Genomic DNA, 19,164 nt, shown 5'->3' on the forward strand with positions numbered 1-19,164 from the left:
CATGCCCCTCAATGACACCGCCCTCAACTACGGGAATGCCGCGATCCAGGTCGACAAGCTGAAGTATGCGTCGCTGCATCTGAGCCTCCCGAATAGCTCCGGCAGTGGCACCACCTCAGCCGCCCGGAAGCTCATCGTCTGGGACACCGCCGCGAGTGGCGACATGATCGCCACCACCGATCTCCTGTTCACCGGCGGCGCATCGCTCGGGACTGTGGGATGGGTTGGATTCTGGGATGCAGGTCCGACCGGCGGCAACTTCATGGGCTACCTGTCCGTGACCGGCGATGGTGCGTTCAATGCTTCGGGCGAGTACACGCTGACCGGCATCACCATCACCGGCACGGCGTCCTGATGCGGCGCCAACTCGCGGTACTGATCGCGGGGGGCGCGCTGGTTCTGACGGGGGTCGGTGTCGCTGCTGCGGCTGGAACGTCGGCCGCGCCTGAGTGTGCTGGGCCGACCGATCCGTCATCCCTGGCGCAGGTCCAGGCATGGGAAGCGTGTCGCTTCGATGCGTTGCAGGCGGCCGTGTCCAAGCCGCCTGTCACCGTCGACCACACGACCACTGAGACCACGACCGAGGTCAGCGTCGTCACCGGCGCACCCACCACGGTTGACCGCACGGTGACGCAGACGGTTCCGACCACGGTCATGCAGACCGTCACGGCCAGGACCACGGTTCGCACCACCATTCCCGGACCTACCGTCACTGTGACGGAATCGGGTGGGGTCACCGCACCCGAAACCTCCACGCCTGAACCGACTTCCGAGGCTCCGACCACCTCGACCACCACGCCGACGTCGTCTGACCCTGTCCCCGCTGGTGATTGCGTCGGCGCCGCGAACACTCCCGGCGGTGCTGATCCTTGGGGCGGGTGCTGGCCCGGCGCGCAGAACACCGGCTACCCGCACGGACTCCCCGGCGACACCCGCGCGCCCGTCACATTGAAGGCGTACACCGGACCGACCACGATCCGATCCTGCGGCGTCGTCATCGATTCCAAGATCGTCCCGCAAGACCTGCTGATCGAAGCGGGCAACGGCACCAACCTCGACAAGCCCTGTGTCACCATCAAGAACTCGCTCGTCAAGGGCGTCATCTTCGCCGAGCAATCCAACTACGGACCGGTCTTGATCAGCGACACCGAGGTTGTACCCGATGGCCTGTCATGGTGGGAGAACATCGGCCGCAGTAACTTCCGGGCAATCCGCGTCAACTCCCACGGCTCGCAGGGTGTCATCAAGTGCGACCAGAACTGTGAGGCAATCGACTCCTGGGTGCACGGCATGGAAGTCGGCAAGTCCTACCACTACAACGCGTTCGGCGGCAACGGCACGAACGGGTTCCTGATCAAGCACAACTATGGGACGTGCGGCGACTGGTCCTCGACCGAGGCCGGCCTGACCGGTGACGCCGGCTGCTCTGCGGTGATCGGCTTCTACGGCGACTTCGCGCAGAACCAGAACATCACCATCACTCGCAATCACCTCGCCTCCACATTCGCGGGCGACCAGGACCGGCAGGCGGGCTACTGCATCAACCCCGGCTACTACCCCGGCAAGCCCTACCCCGACACGAAGAACATCAGCGTCACTGACAACGTGTTCGGTCGTGGCGGTTCCGGCAAGTGTGGCGTGTTCGGGCCGAGCAACAGCCTGAACGGCGTGGGCAAGCCGAACGGAAACGTGTGGTCCGACAACCGCTACGACGACGGGACGCCGATCGCTCGCGTTGAGGAATAGCCCGCCGCCGACTAGCTGATTGGAGCACCATGCCCACCCATTCGATCTTCGGCGCATCCCCGCCACCCGGTACCCAGGTCGCCGCCGATGATGGCCAGCCGATCTGGGTAGGCAACACGTTCTACACCTACGGATCCGGCGCAGCTGGCTGGCGTTGCTACGGCGGACGGCTCTACATCGCGCCCGGCAACGTCGCATCCATGCCCGCCACCGTGACCGCCGCCGTGTGGAACAACACCACCCGCACGGCGAACAACCTGGACGCGACACCACTCGATACCAAGACCGTCACGATCCCGGCAGGCGGCGGCTGGGTTGAGTGGACGTGGACCACGCCCATCACCATCACCGCGGGCCAAGTGGTGATGATCGGCTACACCGGCGGCACCAAGTACCTGTCGTCGCCGAGCCCGACCAACTCGTTCATCCCAGCATCCGACAGCTCAACCCTGGTGATGACCGACGGCGTCAACGCTGGCCCGGGACTCGACCGCACCTACTACCGGTACGGCACCAGCGCGATCGTCTGGCTGACCGACACCAGCGCGTCGCTGTGGGGCGTCGACATCCTGGTCGACGAAGGCAGTGGCCCGGCACCTACGACGGGGTCCGCGTCAGGTTCGATCGGCTGGGTTGGTACCGCCACCGGCACCGCGATCACTTCGGCTGGCGGCGCTGCGTCCGGGTCCATCACTTGGGCTGGCACGGCCACCGGCTACAAGATGCCGCAGGGCGCCGCGTCCGGCTCAGTCTCCTGGGTGGGCCGGGCGACTGGTCCGAACTCCGGCCGCACCATCGCGCAGGAGAACGAGCTGACCGGTGCACCTTCGTCCGAGTGGGAGATCACCGGCGCCGGGGACTACGACAATGTTGGGTTCCCGCGCCAGTTCTCGTCCAATGTCGGCGAAACCGTCGAGTTCTCCTGCACCACCGACGGCGGCGGCGTGGTCCTCGACATCTACCGCATCGGCTACTACGGCGGCGACGGTTGGCACAAGGTCACAAGCCTGGTCAACACCGCGATCACGCAGCCGACACCGACGACGATCCCGAGCAGCAATGGCGGGATCAGCTGCTCGAACTGGTCGGTCACCGCATCCTGGGACATCCCCTCCGATGCGACGACCGGCCTGTATGTCGGCGTCTACCGCAACGCTGCTGGCAACGATGCGAGCTACATCCCATTTGTAGTTCGCGACGATGCACGCCAGGCCGACATCATCATCAAGACCTCGGAGACCACCTGGGCGTTGGCCTACAACTACTACGGCGGCCCGGCTGCACCACTGGCCGGCAAGAGCCTGTACGGATCCGGCGGCCCACTCGGTGACATCACCACCCGCGCGCAGGCAGTCAGCTACGACCGGCCCGTCGTCACCCGGCAAGGCGTGACGCAGACCTACTGGCTTGCGTGCGAGGCCCCGATGATTCGTTGGGCCGAACGGATGGGCTACAACGTCAAGTACGTTGCTAGCCGTGACCTTGACGATGACCCCAGCCGTATCGCTGGGGCCAAGATCCTGGTGTCGTCCGGTCATGATGAGTACTGGACGACTGGCATGCGGGACACCGTCGAAGCGTTCCGCAACTCCGGCGGCCACGTCCTGTTCCAGTCTGGCAACGAGGTGTTCTGGCGCACGCGGCTCGACTCCACCGACCCGAACGTGATGTGGTGTTTCAAAGACACCCAGGACGGCCCGGGCGGTCACGACGGCGGCACCGCGATCGACCCAGTGTTCTGGACCGGCTCATGGTCAGACACCCGCTGGGTCGGCCGCAAGCCCACCAACACCCTCAATGGCACGTACTTCCGGATGAACGGCGTCAACGACAAGACGGCGACATTCGACCACACGGCCGCCTACGCATCACACCCGATGTGGCGGAACACCGTGCTCGCATCCGGCTCGTCCTTCTCGGTCGCCGGGATCATCGGATTCGAGGCCGACGAGTATGACCCGCCCGCCGGGATCAACCCCGTCCGGCTCGGGCAGACCATCGTCACTGGCACCAACATCAGGGCCGACGACAACGGGGAGTTCTACACCCTGCCCGGCAACATCGACTGGGGCATCTGCTCCCAGCGTAGATCGTCTGGGGCCGTCGTCATCGGCTTCGGAACCTGCCAATGGTCCTGGGGACTCGACGCAACCCACGACCGCGGCAGCAACGTCGCCAACCTCAACATCCAACAGGCGGAGTACAACATCCTCAGAGACCTCGGAGCCAACCCGGCGACCCCACACTCGGGGATCGTCACCAGCTCGCCGGCCGCACTCACCGCGTACGGCACGGCACCCACCGCAGTCCCGCAGTGGTCGCTGTGGAATGGGTCCGCCGAGGTGCCACTCACCCTCGCCGGAGTGTGGGACGGCAGCACCATCGTCGAAGCCACCGCAACCGAGATCACCACCTGATGCGAAAATGGGTCCCGGCCGGGTCCCGAGCCTCTTCGTAGTGGTCATGAATCGAACAAGCCCCCCATCTGTTTCGGCAGATGGGGGGCTTGTTTTCGTACGCTCCCCCGGCTGGACTCGAACCAGCAACCGTCCGATTAACAGTCGGAAGCTCTGCCAATTGAGCTACAGGGGACCGTCGGCGCCGAAGCACCCGCGCCGCTGCGGTCGATCGGCGCGTCACCAAGGATAGCCCACCGATCAGGATGCTCTCGACCGCCCCGACCCCCTTGCCCACCCTGATCGAACGGTCGACGGCGACCGGTATCGTCCACCGATGGGGCGGTAGCTCAGTTGGTCAGAGCAGCGGACTCATAATCCGTCAGGTCGTGGGTTCGAGCCCCACTCGCCCCACTCACAGCTCGATGCTCGGCCTCATCGGGCGAGCTCCCGGGAACCAGGTCCGGGAGCGTCCGTGATGATGCTGGCGATGGCGTCCCTGGCGGTCACTGCCGCCGAACAAAACGAGCGGACACCGACCTACACCAGCCGGCAAGCTGGTGCGTAAAACTAAACTTGACGACTGAGGGTCGTCAACGCAACATTTACGTATGCAGATCCGGGGAGCCGCCCGGAAACACGGGGTGACCGATGCCGACCAGCAGTTCGGGCGGTAATCCGGGCATCCGTCGCCGACCGTGTGGCTCGCCGGGTCGCGGCTCTACTGACCGCCGACCGGCGGCTGGCCCGCGGCCTCGACGGGATCGCCACCTGCCGGGTGGACACGCTCGCGCTCTGAGTGATCGGCGCCCGGTATCCTTCGATGATCCCGGCGAACTGCCGCGGTATTGGCCGGTTCACCGGCCACGACCCACCGGAGGACCCCATGTTCCGATTGCTGCTCGGCGCCGCCATCGGGTACGTGCTCGGTTCGCGGGCGGGCCGGGAACGCTACGAGCAGATCAAACGCTGGAGCGTCCGGGCCGCCGACCATCCGGCCGTGCAGGGGGCGGCCGGCTTCGTGCAGGCCAAGATCGGCGAGATCCTGCCTGGACACAAGCAGTAGACGGGGCTGACGCACCGCTCAGTCATCGACGCCGGTGGCGTCGGTCGGTTCCTGACCGCTCAGTTCGGCGCCGACCTGTTCGGCGGCAGCGGTCAGCCCGGGGTTGTCCGGTCTCGCCCCGGGATCCAGCCGCAACTGCAACAGCACACCGTCGCGACCTGCCACCCGGCGCAGCGTCACCCACCCGCCACCACCGGGCCACGGCAGGTGTCGACTGGCCACCACCGACCGGCGAACCCTGGCGTGCACCTGGTCGGTGAGCCGGGCGGGCGCCGCCAGCGAGAAGGCATCCGGCGTTGCGTCCCGGACGATCTCACCGCCCCCAGGAAGCTCGCCGACGACCTCCAGCCCGACCACGGTCAGCGTCGCGTCCCGCAGCGTCACCTTCGCCACCCGGTACCACGGCAGTGAGCGCACGGGCTGCTGCCCGACGGGCAGCACCAGCAGCCGGCGCCGGGTGACGGCGAGTTCGGTGCCGTCGACGCTGACGGCCCTGCCCATCACCAGTTCCTCCGGATCCAAGGCGCCGCGAACGGCGTCGCTCGGCCGGTCCCGCCGGCGACGAACGGAAATCCCGAACAGCGCCATCAGGCCTCCCCCCTGGCCCGGTCGGCCAACGCCCGCCGGTAGGCCGTCATCGCGAACAGATCGGTCTGCAGCGTCGTCGACCGGTCCCGGTCGCCGTCGGCCTCGGCCCGCTGCAGCTGCGACCGCAGCCGGGTTTCGTCGATCGCCGCCACCCTTTCGGCCATCCTGGCCAGGATCGCCCCGGCATAGTGCGCATCCGGCGCACCCGACCGACGGGGCGGTTCCACCGACAGCTCGCTGACCAACGACCGCAGGACGCCGGCCGGGACGTGTTCGGAGACGCTCATCATCCAGGCCGGGCCGCGCGGCGCGTTCGCCGGTCCACCGGCGGCGACGATGGCGGTGTGGACAGCTGAATAGGCCGGCTCGGTGAACGCCACATCCCTGACCTGTCCGTAGTCGGCCGCCACGAGTTCCGGTTGCTGCAGCGCAAGTTTCAACGCCTCCCGCTCCACCGAGGACCGGGGGTCGGCCGGGTTCGGACGCCTGACGCCGTCGGATTCCGCGGGCCGTCCTGGGCCCGCCACCGAGTTGGCCCGATCACCGTTCGACGTCGGACCCGGCCGGCGGCCGGGTGGCCCGTCGCCGGCACGGCTCGGCATCGGCCGGCCGTTCACCTGGCGGCCGGAGGCCTGTCCGGGCCCGCGGTCCTCGCGTTGTGCCGATCGCGCCTCCCGGTACACCAGCGCCCTGATCTCTGTCATCTCGGCGCCCAGCCAGCCGGCCAGCTGACGGGCGTACTCCTCGCGCAGCGGCGCCTCCTTGATCCTGGCCACCATCGGCACCGCGGCGGCGGTCGCGGCCACCCGGCCCTCCGGGGTGTCAAGGTCGTAGCGGGCAATGCTGTTGCGGATGGCGAACGCGAACAGGTTCTTCCGGCCGTCGACCAGGGCGCGGACCGCCGCGTCGCCCTTGGCCTGCCGCAGCTCGCACGGATCCATCCCGTCCGGCGCGATCGCCACGTAGGTGTTGGCGGCGAATCGCTGATCGGAGTCGAACGCCTTCAACGCAGCCTTCTGGCCGGCCGCGTCGCCGTCGAAGGTGTAGATCACCTCGCCGCGGATGATGTCGGAGTCCAGCAGGTACCGGCGCAGCACACTGATGTGCTCGTCGCCGAACGCGGTGCCGCAGGACGCGACCGCAGTGGTGATACCGGCCAGGTGCATGGCCATCACGTCGGTGTAACCCTCGACCACCACCGCTCGCCGCTGCTTGGCGATGTCCCGCTTCGCCAGGTCGAGTCCGTACAGCACCTGGGACTTGCGGTAGACCGAGGTCTCGGCGGTGTTGACATACTTCGCCTCGATCCGGTCGTCGTCGAACAGCCGGCGGGCACCGAAGCCGACCACGTCACCGGAGGCATCCCTGATCGACCACAGCAGCCGGCGGTGGAACTGATCGATCGGACCACGCTGTCCCTGCTTGGCAACACCGGCCTTGATCATCTCCGGCAGCGAGAATCCCTGTGCCAACAGCGCTTTCACCAACCGGTCCCAGCCCGATGGCGCGTAGCCGCAGCCGAATGCCGCGGCCGTCTCCAGATCGAACCCGCGCTCGGTGAGGTAGTCCCTGGCGGTCGACGCCTCCGGGCTGTGCAGCTGTTCGGCGTAGAACGCCGCCGCCGCCTTGTTGACCGCGATCAGCCGAGCCCTGGTGCCCGGTTCGCTGCGACTGGAGGTGCCGCCCTCGACCCTGGTCAGGGTGATGCCGGTGCGCTCGGCCAGCCGTTCGACCGCCTCGATGAAGGTCAGGTGTTCCATCTTCTCGATGAAGGCGAAAACGTCGCCGCCCTCTTCGCAGCCGAAGCAGTGGAAGGTGCCGTGCGACGGGCGGACGTTGAACGACGGCGTCTTCTCGTCGTGGAACGGGCAGAGCCCCTTGAGGTTCCCGCCGCCGCCGGGCCGCAGCGACACGTACTCGCCGACCACCGACTCGATCCGATTGGCGTCGCGGACCCGCTCCTTGTCCGCCTCGGTGATCCGTCCCGCCACCCAGCGAGTCTATGCGGGATCGCAGCGGTGCCGATGCCGGTCCACATCGGGGGTGGATCCGTCAGCCGCCGAGCATCCCGGTGACCAGCTGCACGACGAGTTTCGGCTCGTCCTGGTAGATGTAGTGGCCGCTGGAAGGCGCGACCACCGAAGGTCAGTTGGTGCCACCGTCGGCCGCAAGGACCAGCCGGCCGTGCCAGGCGATCGCCTGCGCATCGGTCAGCAACGACACCTGATCCAGCACCACCCGCAGCCGGCCGGCATCGTCGGTCGCCGCCCGGTATCGCGGAGCAGTGGTGGCATCCAGCGCGTCGGCGCCGCGGTCGGCCAGGGCGAGCACCAGCTCGGTCAGCAGCTGTTGTTGAGCGGCCTGCAGCCGCTTGCGGACCGGGTCCAGCATCACGTAGCGCACCGCGATCGCCTTGAGCATGGCCACTTCCGCCCGCAACCGCCGCGGCACCACCAGGTCTGCGGCATACCGGGTGAGCGGGCCCGGCCCCGCGGCCTCCCGGGTGGCCGCGACGGCGCCGGCGACCAGCCGCCCGGTCAGCTCGCTGGTGGTGCGCTTGAGTGCCGCTGCCCCCTGCAGCCCCGGTTCGTAGCGCATCCCCGGGCCGACCTCGGGCATCGCCAGCAGTTCCCGCAGCACGTCGGCCAGGTCGTCGGCGGCCTCGGTCGAGTAGCCGGCACGGGCCTGCTCGGCGACCGCCAGGCGTTCGTGCCGATCGGCGAGCCGACGCATGTCGATCCGGCCGTCGAGAATGCCGTCCTCCACGTCGTGCACCGAGTAGGCGACGTCGTCGGCCCAGTCCATCACCTGCGCTTCCAGGCAGAGCCGGGAACCGCCGCCCGGCCGCACCCAGGCCAGTACGTCGGCCTGGTCGGCGTAGGCCCCGAACTTGCCGTCGGGTTCCCGGCGGGTCCACGGATACTTGATCACCGCGTCCAGCGCGGCCCTGGTCAGGTTCAGGCCGGCCGGCCGGCCATCGTCGGTCAGCACCTTCGGTTCCAACTCGGTGAGCAGGCGCAGATTCTGCGCGTTCGCCTCGAATCCCCCGGCGCTGCCGCCCACCTCGTTCAGCGCGGCCTCACCGTTGTGACCGAACGGCGGATGCCCGATGTCGTGGGCCAACCCGGCCAGATCGACCAGGTCCGGGTCGCAGCCGAGTTGAGCGCCGATGCCCCTGGCGATCTGCGCGACCTCGATCGAATGCGTCAGCCGGGTGCGCGGCACGTCACCCTCGTCCGGGGGCACCACCTGCGTCTTTCCGGCCAGCCGCCGGAACGCACCGGAGTGCAGCACCCTGGCCCGGTCCCGGGCGAACGGGCTCCGTTCGCCCGGGTGGGTGCCCGGCAGCGCCGCCGACTTCGGCGCCTCGACCACCCGTCGTTCGACGTCCTGCTCGGTGTAGCCAGTCGGCACCTCTACGCCCTGCCAGCTCTGTCGGCTCACAGCACCGTGGTCCCGGCGTGCGAGGAACCGCCCGTCAGCAGATAGAACAGCGTGCCGAGGGTCTCCCGGGTGTAGTAGCGCAGCTGGATGTCCGATGCGGTGGCCGGCCCCTGCTGTACGGACGACTCGGTGACGCTGAGGCCCAGATCCCTTGCCATCCGGGACGCCCGGTGCGCGTGCGCCGGATCGGTAACCAGAACCACTGTGTGCCAACCCTTCTGGTCGATCACGGAGGCGGCTGCGCGGAGGCTGTCCAGGGTGTCGTCCCCGGTGCCGACGGCGGTCAGCGATGCTGCCGGGATGCCCTGATCGGCCAGGTAGGCCTTGCCGGCCGCGCCCTCCGTCGTCCGGTCACCGGCCTGGTTGCCGCCGACCGTCACCACGTGCGCGGCGACGCCGGTGTCGAACAGCTCCTTCGCGTGGTCCAGCCGCGCCTGATAAACCGGCGACGGGGTGCCGTTGTACTGCGCGGCGCCGAGGACCACGATGGCGTCCACCGGTGTGCGGTCATCGCGGGCTCCGACCTGCACCGTCCGCAGCGCAATGCCGGCAACGATCAGCACGCCGAGCACCAGCAACCCGGCGAGGTAGCGCCCGCCGGCGCGAACGATCCTCCCGCCCGTCATCCAGGTCCCATCCGTCGATCATCGTGGGTGCCTTGCCCGGCACCCTGCAGCGATCATGCCAGCCACCCGCGCCAGGTGGCCCGCCTGTGGATTCATCTGAGCTGGGACCAGTGACAGCTTCCACCCCTTTTCAGCCCCGAATCTGGCCACTGGCCGGACTCAGGATGAACTTCTCCGTGCGCTCAGAGCCATCCGCGCTCAGTCGCCAACCGGACGGCCTCCGCCCTGGTCGCTGCGCCGGTCTTGCCGATGGCCGACGAGAGATGGTTGCGGACAGTGCCTTCGGACAGGAACAGCTTCCCGGCCAGCTGCGCGACGGTGCCGCCGCCGGCCGCGGCGACCAGCACATCACGCTCCCGGCCGCTCAAGGGCGACGTGCCCAGGGTCAGCGACTCGGTGGCCAGCACCGGATCCACCACCCGCAGGCCGGCATGAACCCGCCGGATCGCGTCGATCAGCTGTTCCGGCGGCGCGTCCTTCACCATGAATCCGGTGGCACCGGCCTCCATCGCGCGGCGCAGGTAACCGGGACGACCGAACGTGGTCAGGATGATCATCCGGCAGGTCGGCAGCTGCTGGTGCAGGCCCGCGGCCGCGGCCAGGCCGTCCATCCCCGGCATCTGGATGTCCAGCAGTGCGACATCGGGCCGATGCGTGATGGCCGCCGGCACCACCTGGTCGCCGGAGGCCACCTCCGCCACCACCAGCAGATCTGGCTCCAGGCCCAGCAGCGCCGAGAACGCCCCGCGGATCAGTGCCTGGTCGTCGGCCAACAGGATCCGGATCGGAGCTTCGGCGTTCGCCGTCATCGGCCCCGCCCGCCGATGGTCGTCAGCTCAGCGCGCACCGAGAACCCCGACGGCACAGTGTTTCCCGTCACCAGCGTGCCGCCAGCGGCGCTGACCCGCTCCTGCAGCCCGCAGAGGCCGCTGCCACCGGAGTCGGGCCGTTCGGCCGTCGGCCGGCCCGTACCGTCGTCGATGATCTCCACCCAGTCCGGCCCGAGCCGCACGGTGCAGTTGGCAGCGCCGGAGTGCCGAACCACGTTCGTCACCGCCTCCTTGACCACGTAACCGAACAGTTCCCGGCCGGCCGGCGCCACGTCGTCAACGGCGCCCGGCATCACCGGGGTGATACCGGCGGCCGTCAGCACCGACCTGGCCGCCGCCAGTTCACCGGCCAGCGACCGCTCGCGGATCCCGGACGCGGTGGCGCGGACATCGGCCAGCGCGCTGCGGGCCAGGTTCTCGATGTCATTGACCTCGGCGAGCACCTTCTCCGGCGCCCTGCCGGCCAACTGCCTGGCCAGCGCCGCCTTCACCGTGATCGCGGTGAGCGAGTGACCGAGGATGTCGTGCAGGTCCCTGGCGATCCGTTCCCGCTCGGCCAGCACGGCCGAACGGGCCAGCTCCTGCTGCGCGCTGCGCAGCTGTTCGTTGAGCCGAATATTCCTGGCGAAGCCGGCCATCCACAGCGACAACGCGACCTCGGTCAGCGCCAGTTCCCACTGCGGGCCGCCGGCCGCGTTCCAGCTGATCCCGATCATCGCCGCGCCGAGGGTGAGTGCCACTGCCAGCGCCTGCCGCATCGGCAGCATGATCGCGGCCGCCACGCCGGGGAAGATCAGCAGTCCGACGGCGTCCGCTCCCATCAACGGCAGCTGGGCCAGCACCACCAGCACGATGACGGCGAGACAGCCCCAGCGGTAGCCGATCGGAGCGCCGAACAGCCCACCCGGCAGCAGCACGTAGACCACTGCCAACAGCGTGAGCAGGGCCACCGAAGCGACCTTGGTTCCGGTGTCCGCGTCGCTGGTGATCACCCCGACGACGTAGATCGCGGTGTAGGCGGTGGCCACCAACGCACCCGCCGCCCAGCGGCGGGCACCCCTGTCCCACTGCCAGGGCAGGGTCCGGCCGTCCCGGTCGCTGAGTATTCGCACGTTCCGATCTTCCTCCGTCCGGCAGCAGCGGGTCCGGCGCCGGGCGCACCGGTGCCGGACCTGCAAGCCGATCAGGCCTTGCGGCCGCTCCGCCGATAGGCCGCCATGCCGACGAGCCCGAGCAGAATCGTCCAGCCGACCAGCACCAGCACCCCGGTCGCCGACACTCCGACCCCGGCGGCGGCGTCCCGGCCGTTCTCGGCCACCCAGTAGGTCGGCAACACCTTGGCGATGGTCGTCATCACCGCTGGGAAGTTCTCCAGCGGCACCCAGAGCCCACCCAGGATCGACAGCCCGATGTAGACCAGCATGGAAATGGGCTGGGTGGAGTCGGGGGTGCCCAGGAACCCGATCACCAGCCCGAGCATGGCGAACGGGATGATGCTGATCCAGATCACCAGGGCGGTCAGCAGCCAGCTGCCCACCGACAGGTGCACGTGGCCGACCACGCCGCCGACCAGGAACACCAGGGCCAGCGCCGGCAGTGCGACCAGCATCGACACCACCGCCTTGGCGATCATGTAGCCCTGCGGGCTGAGCGCGGTCAATCGCAGCTGCCGGTTCCAGCCGGTCTGCCGTTCGAGCGCGATCCGCGCACCGGCGTTCAGCGAGGCTCCGATGGCGCCGTAGCAGGCCATCGAGATCATCAGGTAGACCCCGGCGGACATCCCGGCGCTCGAGGTCTGGTCGCCGTACAGGCCGTTGAACAACAGGAACATGATGACCGGCAGGGCGGCCGTGAAGATCACGAACTTGGCATTGCGGAATGTCGACAGCGCCGACATCCAGGCGTAGTTCAGGGTCATAGTCATTGCGTTCACGCGCCTTTCGCTGCGCTGGTGGACGGTGCGTCGACGGAAGATGAGCCGGTCAGTTGCAGGAACGCCTGCTCCAGATTCGCCTGGGTGATCTCGATGTCGTGTATCTGCGGGTACCGGGCCAGCAGGAGCCGCAACACCGCGTCGGAGTCGTCGCAGTGCACGGCGTACCGACCACCGACCACCTCGACGTCGGTGACGGTGTCCATCGCCCGCAGCAGCTGCTCGCTCGCCCCGGGAATGACGGCCGACAGCGTGCGACCGCTCACCCTGGCCTTGATGGACGCGCCGGTGCCGTCGGCGATGATCCGGCCGTCGGCGATCACCACCACCCGGTCGGCATAGTCGTCGGCTTCCTGTAGGTAGTGGGTGGCGAACAGCACGGTCCGGCCGCCGGCCGCGAACTCGCGCATGGACGCCCAGAACTGGCGCCGCACTTCGACATCCATCGCAACGGTCGGCTCGTCCAGCACCACCACATCGGGATCGGGCACCAGGGCCAGCGCGAACCGGACCCGCTGGGCCTGGCCGCCGGACAGGTTCTGGGTCTTCTGGCCGGCGATGTCGTCGATGCCGGCCCGCAGCATCGCCTCGCCGACCGGCATCGGATTGCGGTGCAGCGCGGCGAAGATCCTGATCAGCTCCCGGACGGTGAGATCGGGCAGCAGCGCGCCGGACTGCAGCATGGCGCCGACCCGGCCGGCCGATACCGCGGCGTCCGGAACGCCGCCGAACAGGCGCGCGGTGCCGGAGTCGGGCTTCGTCAGCCCGAGCAGTAGATCGATAGTGGTGGACTTGCCCGCGCCGTTGGGTCCGAGGAAGGCCACCACCTCACCGGGGGCGACGGTCAGGTCGATCCCGCGGACCGCCCGGACGCTGCCGAAACTCTTGTGCAGGCCGGAGAGTCGAATGGCGGCGCCGTCTGCGGCCGGGCCTGTCCGGGGCGAAGTGCGGGTGGAATGCTCAGAAGTGGTCATGTCTTCCAGCCTGGCCGGCCGGCGGCCGCCGGACCTGCGCCGTCCGTCATCGAACGACCATGACAAACGTCAGTGGTTGCTACCGTGCAGGGATGACGCCTCAGCCCCGGGCCCGGCGGCGCCGGTTCGGTTCGTCGCTCGTTCTCGCCGCCGTGCTGCTCGGGTCGGTGGCCTGCAGTACGGCGGTCGCCGGCACCGCCGTGCCGGGCGGCACCGTCCCCGTCACCGACGGCAGCACCGCCCCATCGGCGACCTCCGATGCGGCTGCCACCCCGACCCAGGACAGCCCGTCGCCCGACGTGTCCTCGTCATCGCCGTCCTCCCCACCCCTGACCTCGCCCTCGGAGCAATCGCCGGCCGCGTCGTCCGCCACGACCACGACATCCGCCGGTGCACCGGGCGGCATCGGCGCCGCCGGAATCGGCGACCCGTACTACCCGGAGGCGGGCAACGGCGGGTACGACGTGGCCGGCTACGACCTGACGATCAACTACCTGCCGGAGTCCAACGCCCTCACCTCGGTGGCCACCATCACCGCTACGGTGACGGCCGAGGTGCCGCTGAAGCAGTTCGATTTCGACCTGCAGCCGTGGATGAAGGTCAGCAAGCTGACCATCGACGGTCGGGCCGCGACCTACCGACAGGAGCAGTCGGAGCTGGTCGTCACCCCGGCGGCGCCTCTGGCCGCCGGGGCGAAGTTCACCGCGGTGGTGACCTACGCGGGCGAACCGGAACTGATCTCAGGCGGCACCGCCGGTCTCGGCGAGGGCGGCTGGTACCGGACCCAGTCGGGCGGTGCGCTGGTCGCCGGTGAGCCGTTCTCCGCCTCGGCCTGGTTCCCGGTGAACGAGCACCCGGCCGACCCGGCGACCTTCGCCATCACCGCGACGGTCCCGGCCAAGTGGAAGGTGATCTCCAACGGGATCGAACAGGACACCGCTCTGCCGAAGCCACCGGACGGCATGCACGTGTCCCGCTGGGTGCAGAAGGAGCCGATCGCGTCGTACCTGGTGACCCTGTACATCGACACCTTCACCGTCAAGAAGGGCACCCTGCCCGACGGCAAGCCGGTGGTCTCGGCCTTCGCCCCCGGCGACACCGAGGACATCGACCTGCACCAGCACACCATCGACGCCATCGCTGTGCTGTCCAAGTATTTCGGGCCCTATCCGTACGACGCCGCCGGTGGCATCTACTCGAACGAGAACATCCCGTTCGCGCTGGAAACCGCCACCCGGCCGGTGTATGCGAACTGGGTCGATCCGGACACGGTCGTGCACGAACTGGCCCACCAGTGGTACGGCGACGACGTCGCGGTGAAGCGTTGGAGCGACGTGTGTCTCAACGAGTGCTTCGCCTCGTACGCGCCGTGGCTGTACCACGAACAGGTCGACGGCGCCGATCTGGACGCGGAATGGAAGCAGCAGATGGCGAAATACGGCCAGGATCCGGGATTCTGGAGCTCGCCGCTGGTGGACATGGGCGCCGGCAACGAGTTCACCCTGGTGTACGACCGTGGCCCGCTGGCACTGCACGTCCTGCGCAAGGAAATGGGTGAGGCGAAGTTCATGGAGTTGCTGAAGAAGTGGCCGGCCACCTACGGCGGCAAGAACGCCTCGTTCGACGATCTGGAGGCGATGGCCTCGCAGCTGGCCGGTCGGGACCTCACGCAGGTGTTCCAGGTGTGGTTCCGGGCCACCAACCCGCCCGCGAAATCCGACTACCCGGCGTCGTTGAGCTGAGCCACCGGGCCCGCCCCACCCCGGTAGCGGAAACCTGTTGAGGTAGCGCGAACCTCACGGCGTGTCCTGCAACATCCCGCTACGTCTTCCCGATGTCGGTCAGTCGGAAACCCTGGCGACGAAGGCGTTCACGTTCTCGCGCAGCTGGGCGATCCGCTGGGCGGGATCGAAGTCGTCGCGGAACGGCCGACCAAGGACGGGCGCCTTCTTGCGGCGGACGTACAGCGAGCAGTCCAGGTCGGAGCAGATGTAGGTCCCGACCGAGTTCCCCCGCCGGCCCGCCTCGCCCGCCTTCGGCGCCGACATCAGCCACACCCCGCCGCCGGAGTGCGTGGTCGAACAGAACGTGCACATCTGCGCCCGGCGCGATCCCGCGGTCTGGTGCCGCAACGCCACCCCGACCGGCCCGTCGTCCCCGGGGACGACCAGGTAGCAGCGGCCGGGGGCGGCCGGATCGCTCCACCCGAGGAAGTCCAGATCGTCCCAGGGCAGCTCGTCGAGGTCACGGGGAACCGGCAGCCTCTTGGCGGCGCCCTTCGAACAGTTGATGAAGGAGGACCTGATGTCCTGTTCGGTGATGGGGTCCATGATGCGATTTGCGCTTCCTGGGTGGCGGGACGAGCAACGGGCCGGGCAGACGCTACGGGCCGACGCCGTACCGGGCAATGTCTTTACCCGGGACGGACGACTGTCCCGGGCACGATCGGCCGCCGAGTCCGGGTCGGAAGCTGACCCTCGCGGGCGTCACCCTTCGAGGGCCTGCCAGTTGATCAGCGGGGCCGCCAACTCGTTGATGCTTGCCAGCAGACCGAGCCTGGCGGCGCGCACGGCCGGGTCATCGGCCATCACCATCAGTTCCTCGAAGAAGGTGTTGATGGGCGCGGTGAGCGGTGCCGCGGCCGCCGCGAACTCGGCAACGCTGCCACCCGACCAACCCGCCCGAACCTGTTGCAGCGCTTCGTGCAGGGCTCGTTCGGCCGGCTCGGTGAGCCGGCCGGCGTCGTAGCCGGCCGGCGCATCGTCACCGACGATCCGCCGCGCCCGCTGCAGCGCGGCGCCCAGTGCCGCGAAGTCCTGGTCGCCGGCCAGCGCCCGCAGATCGGCCAACGCGACGTCGGCGACGGCCGGCGCATCCGCCAGCGGCAGCACCGCCTGCACCTGATCGTGCGGCGCCCCACCGTCCAGCACCGCCTGCTCGTACCGGCGGACGGTGAAGTCCTGCGCTTCGGCGAGCGCCTCGTCATTGACCGACACCCCTTGCGCCGCCAGCTGTTTCGCCGCGGCGGCCAATCCTGCGGTGAGGGTGACCGCGGCCAGCTCCGGGGTGCCGCGCAGGATCGAGATGATGCCGAGGGCGGCCCGGCGCAGCCCGAACGGGTCTGACGAACCGGTGGCCCTGGCGCCCGTCGCGAACAGCCCGGCCAGCAGGTCGAACCGGTCGGCGAGCGCCAGCAGCGCACCCGGAACGGTCTCCGGCAACGCAGCACCGGCGCTCCGCGGTTGTTCCATCTCGGCCAGCGCGGTCGCCACCTGCTCGCTCTCCCCCGCCCTGATCGCGTACTCGCGGGCCATCGTGCCGGCCAGGCTGGACAGCTCGATCACCATCTGGGTGGCCAGGTCGAATTTTGCCAGTTCGCCGGCCCGCCGGACGGTGGCCCCGTCCGCGCCGGAGACTCCGACCAGCTGGGCCAGATCCGTTGCCAGCCCGGCGATCCGGTGTGAACGATCGGCCATCGAGCCGAGCCCGTCGGCGAAGGTGAGCTTGTCGAGCCCGGCCTTGTGATCGGTCGGCGACACCTTCTGGTCGGCCCGCCAGAAGAACGCGGCGTCCTCGTATCGGGCGCGGAGCACCGACTCGTACCCGGCCCGCACCAGGTCGGTGTCGCAATCGCCGTTGGCCACCGCGATGAAATGCGGGAGCAGCGCGGAGGCGCCGTCCGGTGCCGCGCCGCGGACCGGAAGATAGCGCTGGTGCTTTCGCATCACGGTGGTGAGGATCGGGCCGGGCAGTTCGAGATACTTCTCGTCGAAGGCGCCGAGCATGGCATTCGGCGCCTCCACCAGTGCCGCGATCTGGTCCAGCAGCGCCGATTCGCCGGCCACGTCGATGCGGCCGTTCACCCCGGCGGCCAGATCCGTTGCCGCGCTGACGGTCTGCTCGCGCCGCAGCGCGTTGTCCAGCACGATGCCGTGCCCGGCCAGGAACTCCGGATAGCCATCGGCGGCCGGCACCGTGACCTCCGGTTCCGGCGCGGTCCGGAACACCCTTGTGGTGGTGCCGGAGGCCAGCGACGACACGGCCAGCGGGATCGGCGTGTCACCGAGCAGCGCCAGCAGCCAGCGCACCGGGCGGGTGAACGACAGCCCGGCGTCACGCCAGCGCATGTTCTTGTCGGCCCGCAGCTCGGCGACCACGCTGCCGAGCAGCTCGCTGAGCACCTCGACCGCACCGCGGCCGGTGTCGGTGGTGACGATCCCGACGTGCTCGGCGCCGTCAACGGTCACGGTCTGCAGGTCGGTGACGTCGATGCCCTTGCCGCGGGCGAATCCCTGGGCGGCCTTGGTCGGTGCGCCGTCGGCGTCGAAGGCCGTGGCGAGCTTGGGTCCCTTGACGACCCGCTCGGCGTCCGGCTCGGCCGGTTGGACGCGGTCGACGATCACCACGATCCGACGCGGGGTGGCGAACGCAGCGACCTCGCCGTGGCCGAGCCTGGTCGCGGCGAGCTTGTCGGTGACGGCGGTGCGCACCGCTTCGCAACTGCGGGTCACCTCGGTGTACGGCAGTTCCTCAAGGCCGATCTCGAACAGCAGGGTGGCCGGCTCGTCGACCGTCGGCAGCTCGGCGGGCAGCTGGGCGGCCGGCGGCGGGATGACCACCCCGAGCGGGTGACCGAGTTCCGCGCGCCGCTCGGCCCAGAGCAGCGCGCTGCCCTTGGTCAGCGCCCGCATCCGGCCGAACGCCTTGGCCCGCTCGGTGGTGCTGATCGCGCCGCGGGCGTCCAGCACGTTGAAGGCGTGGCTGCACTTAAGCGCGAAGACGTAGGCCGGGACCGGCAGCCGCAGATCCAGCATCCGCTGCGCTTCGGCGGCATAGGCGTCGAACAGCCGGCTGTTGGTGGCGATATCGGCGTCGTCCAGGTAGTAGCGGCTCATCTCGTACTCGGACTGGCCGAACACCTCGCCATAGGAGATGTCCGGCGTGTAGGCGATGTTCTTGAAGTGGTCGACGCCCTGCAGCGCCATCACGATTCGTTCGACACCGTAGGTGATCTCGACGCTCACCGGATCCACCGGAACGCCGCCGGCCTGCTGGAAGTAGGTGAACTGGGTGATCTCCAGCCCGTCCAGCCAGACCTCCCAGCCCAGCCCCCAGGCACCGAGCGCGGGTGAGGCCCAGTTGTCCTCGACGAACCGGATGTCGTGTGCCGACACGTCGACACCCAACGCCGCCAGGCTGTCCAGGTAGATCTCCTGCGGGTTGCCGGGGTCCGGCTTGAGGATCACCTGGAACTGGGTGTGGGTCTGCAGTCGGTTCGGGTTCTCGCCGTACCGGGCATCGTCGGGCCGGACGCTGGGCTCGACGTAGGCCACCCGCCAGGGCTCGGGGCCGAGCACCCGCAGCGCGGTCGCCGGGTTGCCGGTGCCGGCGCCGACCTCGGTGTTGAACGGCTGCACCACCATCGCGCCGCGTTCGGTCCAGAACCGCTGCAGGGTGAGCAGCACGTCCTGCATGGTGAGCGCATCCGGGTTCGGCCGGGCACCGCCGGGCGCCGGCTGGTCACCTGAGGCCACCGGGGCTACCGGGGACGGGGCTGACGA

Annotated in this window: 15 protein-coding genes and 2 tRNA genes; 6 read left to right on the forward strand and 11 right to left on the reverse strand. The window is 69.1% G+C overall.

The annotated features are described in order from the left end of the window. Nucleotide 1: 1 nt before the first annotated feature. The 3 genes from K340_RS0101035 to K340_RS33690 are packed head-to-tail and all read left to right on the forward strand — an operon-like array spanning nucleotide 2 to nucleotide 4,163. Entirely contained in the window at nucleotides 2-355 is a 354-nt protein-coding gene (locus K340_RS0101035) for a hypothetical protein (RefSeq protein WP_029135340.1), read from the forward strand. Beyond that, nucleotides 355-1,746, forward strand: a complete 1,392-nt coding sequence (locus K340_RS0101040; protein ID WP_029135341.1) for a hypothetical protein — start codon at nucleotides 355-357, stop codon at nucleotides 1,744-1,746. Before K340_RS0101035 ends, K340_RS0101040 begins: the two co-directional genes overlap by 1 nt. 29 nt (nucleotides 1,747-1,775) lie before the next feature. Further along, nucleotides 1,776-4,163, forward strand: a complete 2,388-nt coding sequence (locus K340_RS33690; protein ID WP_029135342.1) for a N,N-dimethylformamidase beta subunit family domain-containing protein — start codon at nucleotides 1,776-1,778, stop codon at nucleotides 4,161-4,163. Nucleotides 4,164-4,265: 102 nt separating this feature from the next. On the opposite strand, the gene K340_RS0101050 is transcribed toward K340_RS33690, so the two are convergent. After that, nucleotides 4,266-4,338 (reverse strand) — tRNA-Asn (locus tag K340_RS0101050). Between the two features lie 143 nt (nucleotides 4,339-4,481). On the opposite strand from K340_RS0101050, the gene K340_RS0101055 reads away from it, so the two are divergent. Both K340_RS0101055 and K340_RS26575 read left to right on the forward strand, forming a co-directional pair. Beyond that, nucleotides 4,482-4,556: transfer RNA gene (locus K340_RS0101055), tRNA-Ile, on the forward strand. Between the two features lie 472 nt (nucleotides 4,557-5,028). Further along, nucleotides 5,029-5,208 (forward strand): hypothetical protein, encoded by a 180-nt coding sequence (locus K340_RS26575; RefSeq protein WP_037362360.1) that lies wholly within the window; start codon nucleotides 5,029-5,031, stop codon nucleotides 5,206-5,208. An 18-nt stretch (nucleotides 5,209-5,226) separates the two neighbouring features. Here the strand turns inward: K340_RS26575 and K340_RS33695 are convergent, their stop codons facing one another. The 8 genes from K340_RS33695 to K340_RS0101115 form a co-directional block, all read right to left on the reverse strand. Next, nucleotides 5,227-5,796, reverse strand: coding sequence for a hypothetical protein (locus K340_RS33695; protein ID WP_051264723.1), 570 nt, complete (start codon nucleotides 5,794-5,796; stop codon nucleotides 5,227-5,229). Then, nucleotides 5,796-7,787 (reverse strand): DNA primase, encoded by a 1,992-nt coding sequence (dnaG, locus tag K340_RS0101080; RefSeq protein WP_029135343.1) that lies wholly within the window; start codon nucleotides 7,785-7,787, stop codon nucleotides 5,796-5,798. Before dnaG ends, K340_RS33695 begins: the two co-directional genes overlap by 1 nt. A 154-nt stretch (nucleotides 7,788-7,941) precedes the next feature. Continuing rightward, entirely contained in the window at nucleotides 7,942-9,240 is a 1,299-nt protein-coding gene (locus K340_RS0101090) for a deoxyguanosinetriphosphate triphosphohydrolase (RefSeq protein ID WP_245599389.1), read from the reverse strand. Then, entirely contained in the window at nucleotides 9,237-9,866 is a 630-nt protein-coding gene (locus K340_RS0101095) for a YdcF family protein (RefSeq protein WP_029135345.1), read from the reverse strand. The genes K340_RS0101090 and K340_RS0101095 overlap by 4 nt, the downstream gene beginning before the upstream one ends. 182 nt (nucleotides 9,867-10,048) lie before the next feature. After that, a complete protein-coding gene (locus tag K340_RS0101100; protein ID WP_029135346.1) occupies nucleotides 10,049-10,675 on the reverse strand; it encodes a response regulator transcription factor in 627 nt (208 codons plus the stop codon). Further along, entirely contained in the window at nucleotides 10,672-11,808 is a 1,137-nt protein-coding gene (locus tag K340_RS26585) for a sensor histidine kinase (protein ID WP_051264725.1), read from the reverse strand. The genes K340_RS0101100 and K340_RS26585 overlap by 4 nt, the downstream gene beginning before the upstream one ends. A 71-nt stretch (nucleotides 11,809-11,879) precedes the next feature. Then, nucleotides 11,880-12,620 carry an ABC transporter permease gene (locus K340_RS0101110; protein WP_084613907.1) on the reverse strand — a complete coding sequence of 247 codons (741 nt, stop codon included), beginning with the start codon at nucleotides 12,618-12,620 and terminating at the stop codon, nucleotides 11,880-11,882. Between the two features lie 5 nt (nucleotides 12,621-12,625). Next, nucleotides 12,626-13,603: an ABC transporter ATP-binding protein gene (locus tag K340_RS0101115; RefSeq protein WP_051264728.1), complete on the reverse strand. Its 978-nt coding sequence runs from the start codon at nucleotides 13,601-13,603 to the stop codon at nucleotides 12,626-12,628. A 92-nt stretch (nucleotides 13,604-13,695) separates the two neighbouring features. Between K340_RS0101115 and K340_RS0101120 the strand changes: the two genes are divergently transcribed. After that, a complete protein-coding gene (locus K340_RS0101120) occupies nucleotides 13,696-15,345 on the forward strand; it encodes a M1 family metallopeptidase (protein ID WP_051264731.1) in 1,650 nt (549 codons plus the stop codon). Nucleotides 15,346-15,444: 99 nt separating this feature from the next. Here K340_RS0101120 and K340_RS0101125 read toward each other — a convergent pair whose 3' ends face one another. Together K340_RS0101125 and K340_RS0101130 are read right to left on the reverse strand one after the other, a co-directional pair. Beyond that, entirely contained in the window at nucleotides 15,445-15,933 is a 489-nt protein-coding gene (locus tag K340_RS0101125) for an FBP domain-containing protein (RefSeq protein WP_029135350.1), read from the reverse strand. 156 nt (nucleotides 15,934-16,089) lie between these two features. Next, the gene (locus K340_RS0101130; RefSeq protein WP_029135351.1) at nucleotides 16,090-19,077 is read right to left on the reverse strand and encodes a glycine--tRNA ligase; all 2,988 of its coding nucleotides are present in this window, start codon (nucleotides 19,075-19,077) and stop codon (nucleotides 16,090-16,092) included. Nucleotides 19,078-19,164: the final 87 nt, after the last annotated feature.

Source organism: Nakamurella lactea DSM 19367 (assembly GCF_000426645.1).
Taxonomy (GTDB): domain Bacteria; phylum Actinomycetota; class Actinomycetes; order Mycobacteriales; family Nakamurellaceae; genus Nakamurella; species Nakamurella lactea.

Bases quoted from the DNA above. Each gene is read 5' to 3' on its own strand.
- K340_RS0101110 (WP_084613907.1), bottom strand. From the start codon at position 12,620: ATGACTATGACCCTGAACTACGCCTGGATGTCGGCGCTGTCGACATTC.
- K340_RS0101115 (WP_051264728.1), bottom strand. From the start codon at position 13,603: ATGACCACTTCTGAGCATTCCACCCGCACTTCGCCCCGGACAGGCCCG.
- K340_RS0101035 (WP_029135340.1), top strand. From the start codon at position 2: ATGCCCCTCAATGACACCGCCCTCAACTACGGGAATGCCGCGATCCAG.
- K340_RS0101125 (WP_029135350.1), bottom strand. From the start codon at position 15,933: ATGGACCCCATCACCGAACAGGACATCAGGTCCTCCTTCATCAACTGT.
- K340_RS0101095 (WP_029135345.1), bottom strand. From the start codon at position 9,866: ATGACGGGCGGGAGGATCGTTCGCGCCGGCGGGCGCTACCTCGCCGGG.
- K340_RS0101040 (WP_029135341.1), top strand. From the start codon at position 355: ATGCGGCGCCAACTCGCGGTACTGATCGCGGGGGGCGCGCTGGTTCTG.
- K340_RS0101100 (WP_029135346.1), bottom strand. From the start codon at position 10,675: ATGACGGCGAACGCCGAAGCTCCGATCCGGATCCTGTTGGCCGACGAC.
- K340_RS0101130 (WP_029135351.1), bottom strand. From the start codon at position 19,077: ATGCAGGACGTGCTGCTCACCCTGCAGCGGTTCTGGACCGAACGCGGC.
- K340_RS33695 (WP_051264723.1), bottom strand. From the start codon at position 5,796: ATGGCGCTGTTCGGGATTTCCGTTCGTCGCCGGCGGGACCGGCCGAGC.
- K340_RS0101120 (WP_051264731.1), top strand. From the start codon at position 13,696: ATGACGCCTCAGCCCCGGGCCCGGCGGCGCCGGTTCGGTTCGTCGCTC.
- K340_RS26575 (WP_037362360.1), top strand. From the start codon at position 5,029: ATGTTCCGATTGCTGCTCGGCGCCGCCATCGGGTACGTGCTCGGTTCG.
- K340_RS33690 (WP_029135342.1), top strand. From the start codon at position 1,776: ATGCCCACCCATTCGATCTTCGGCGCATCCCCGCCACCCGGTACCCAG.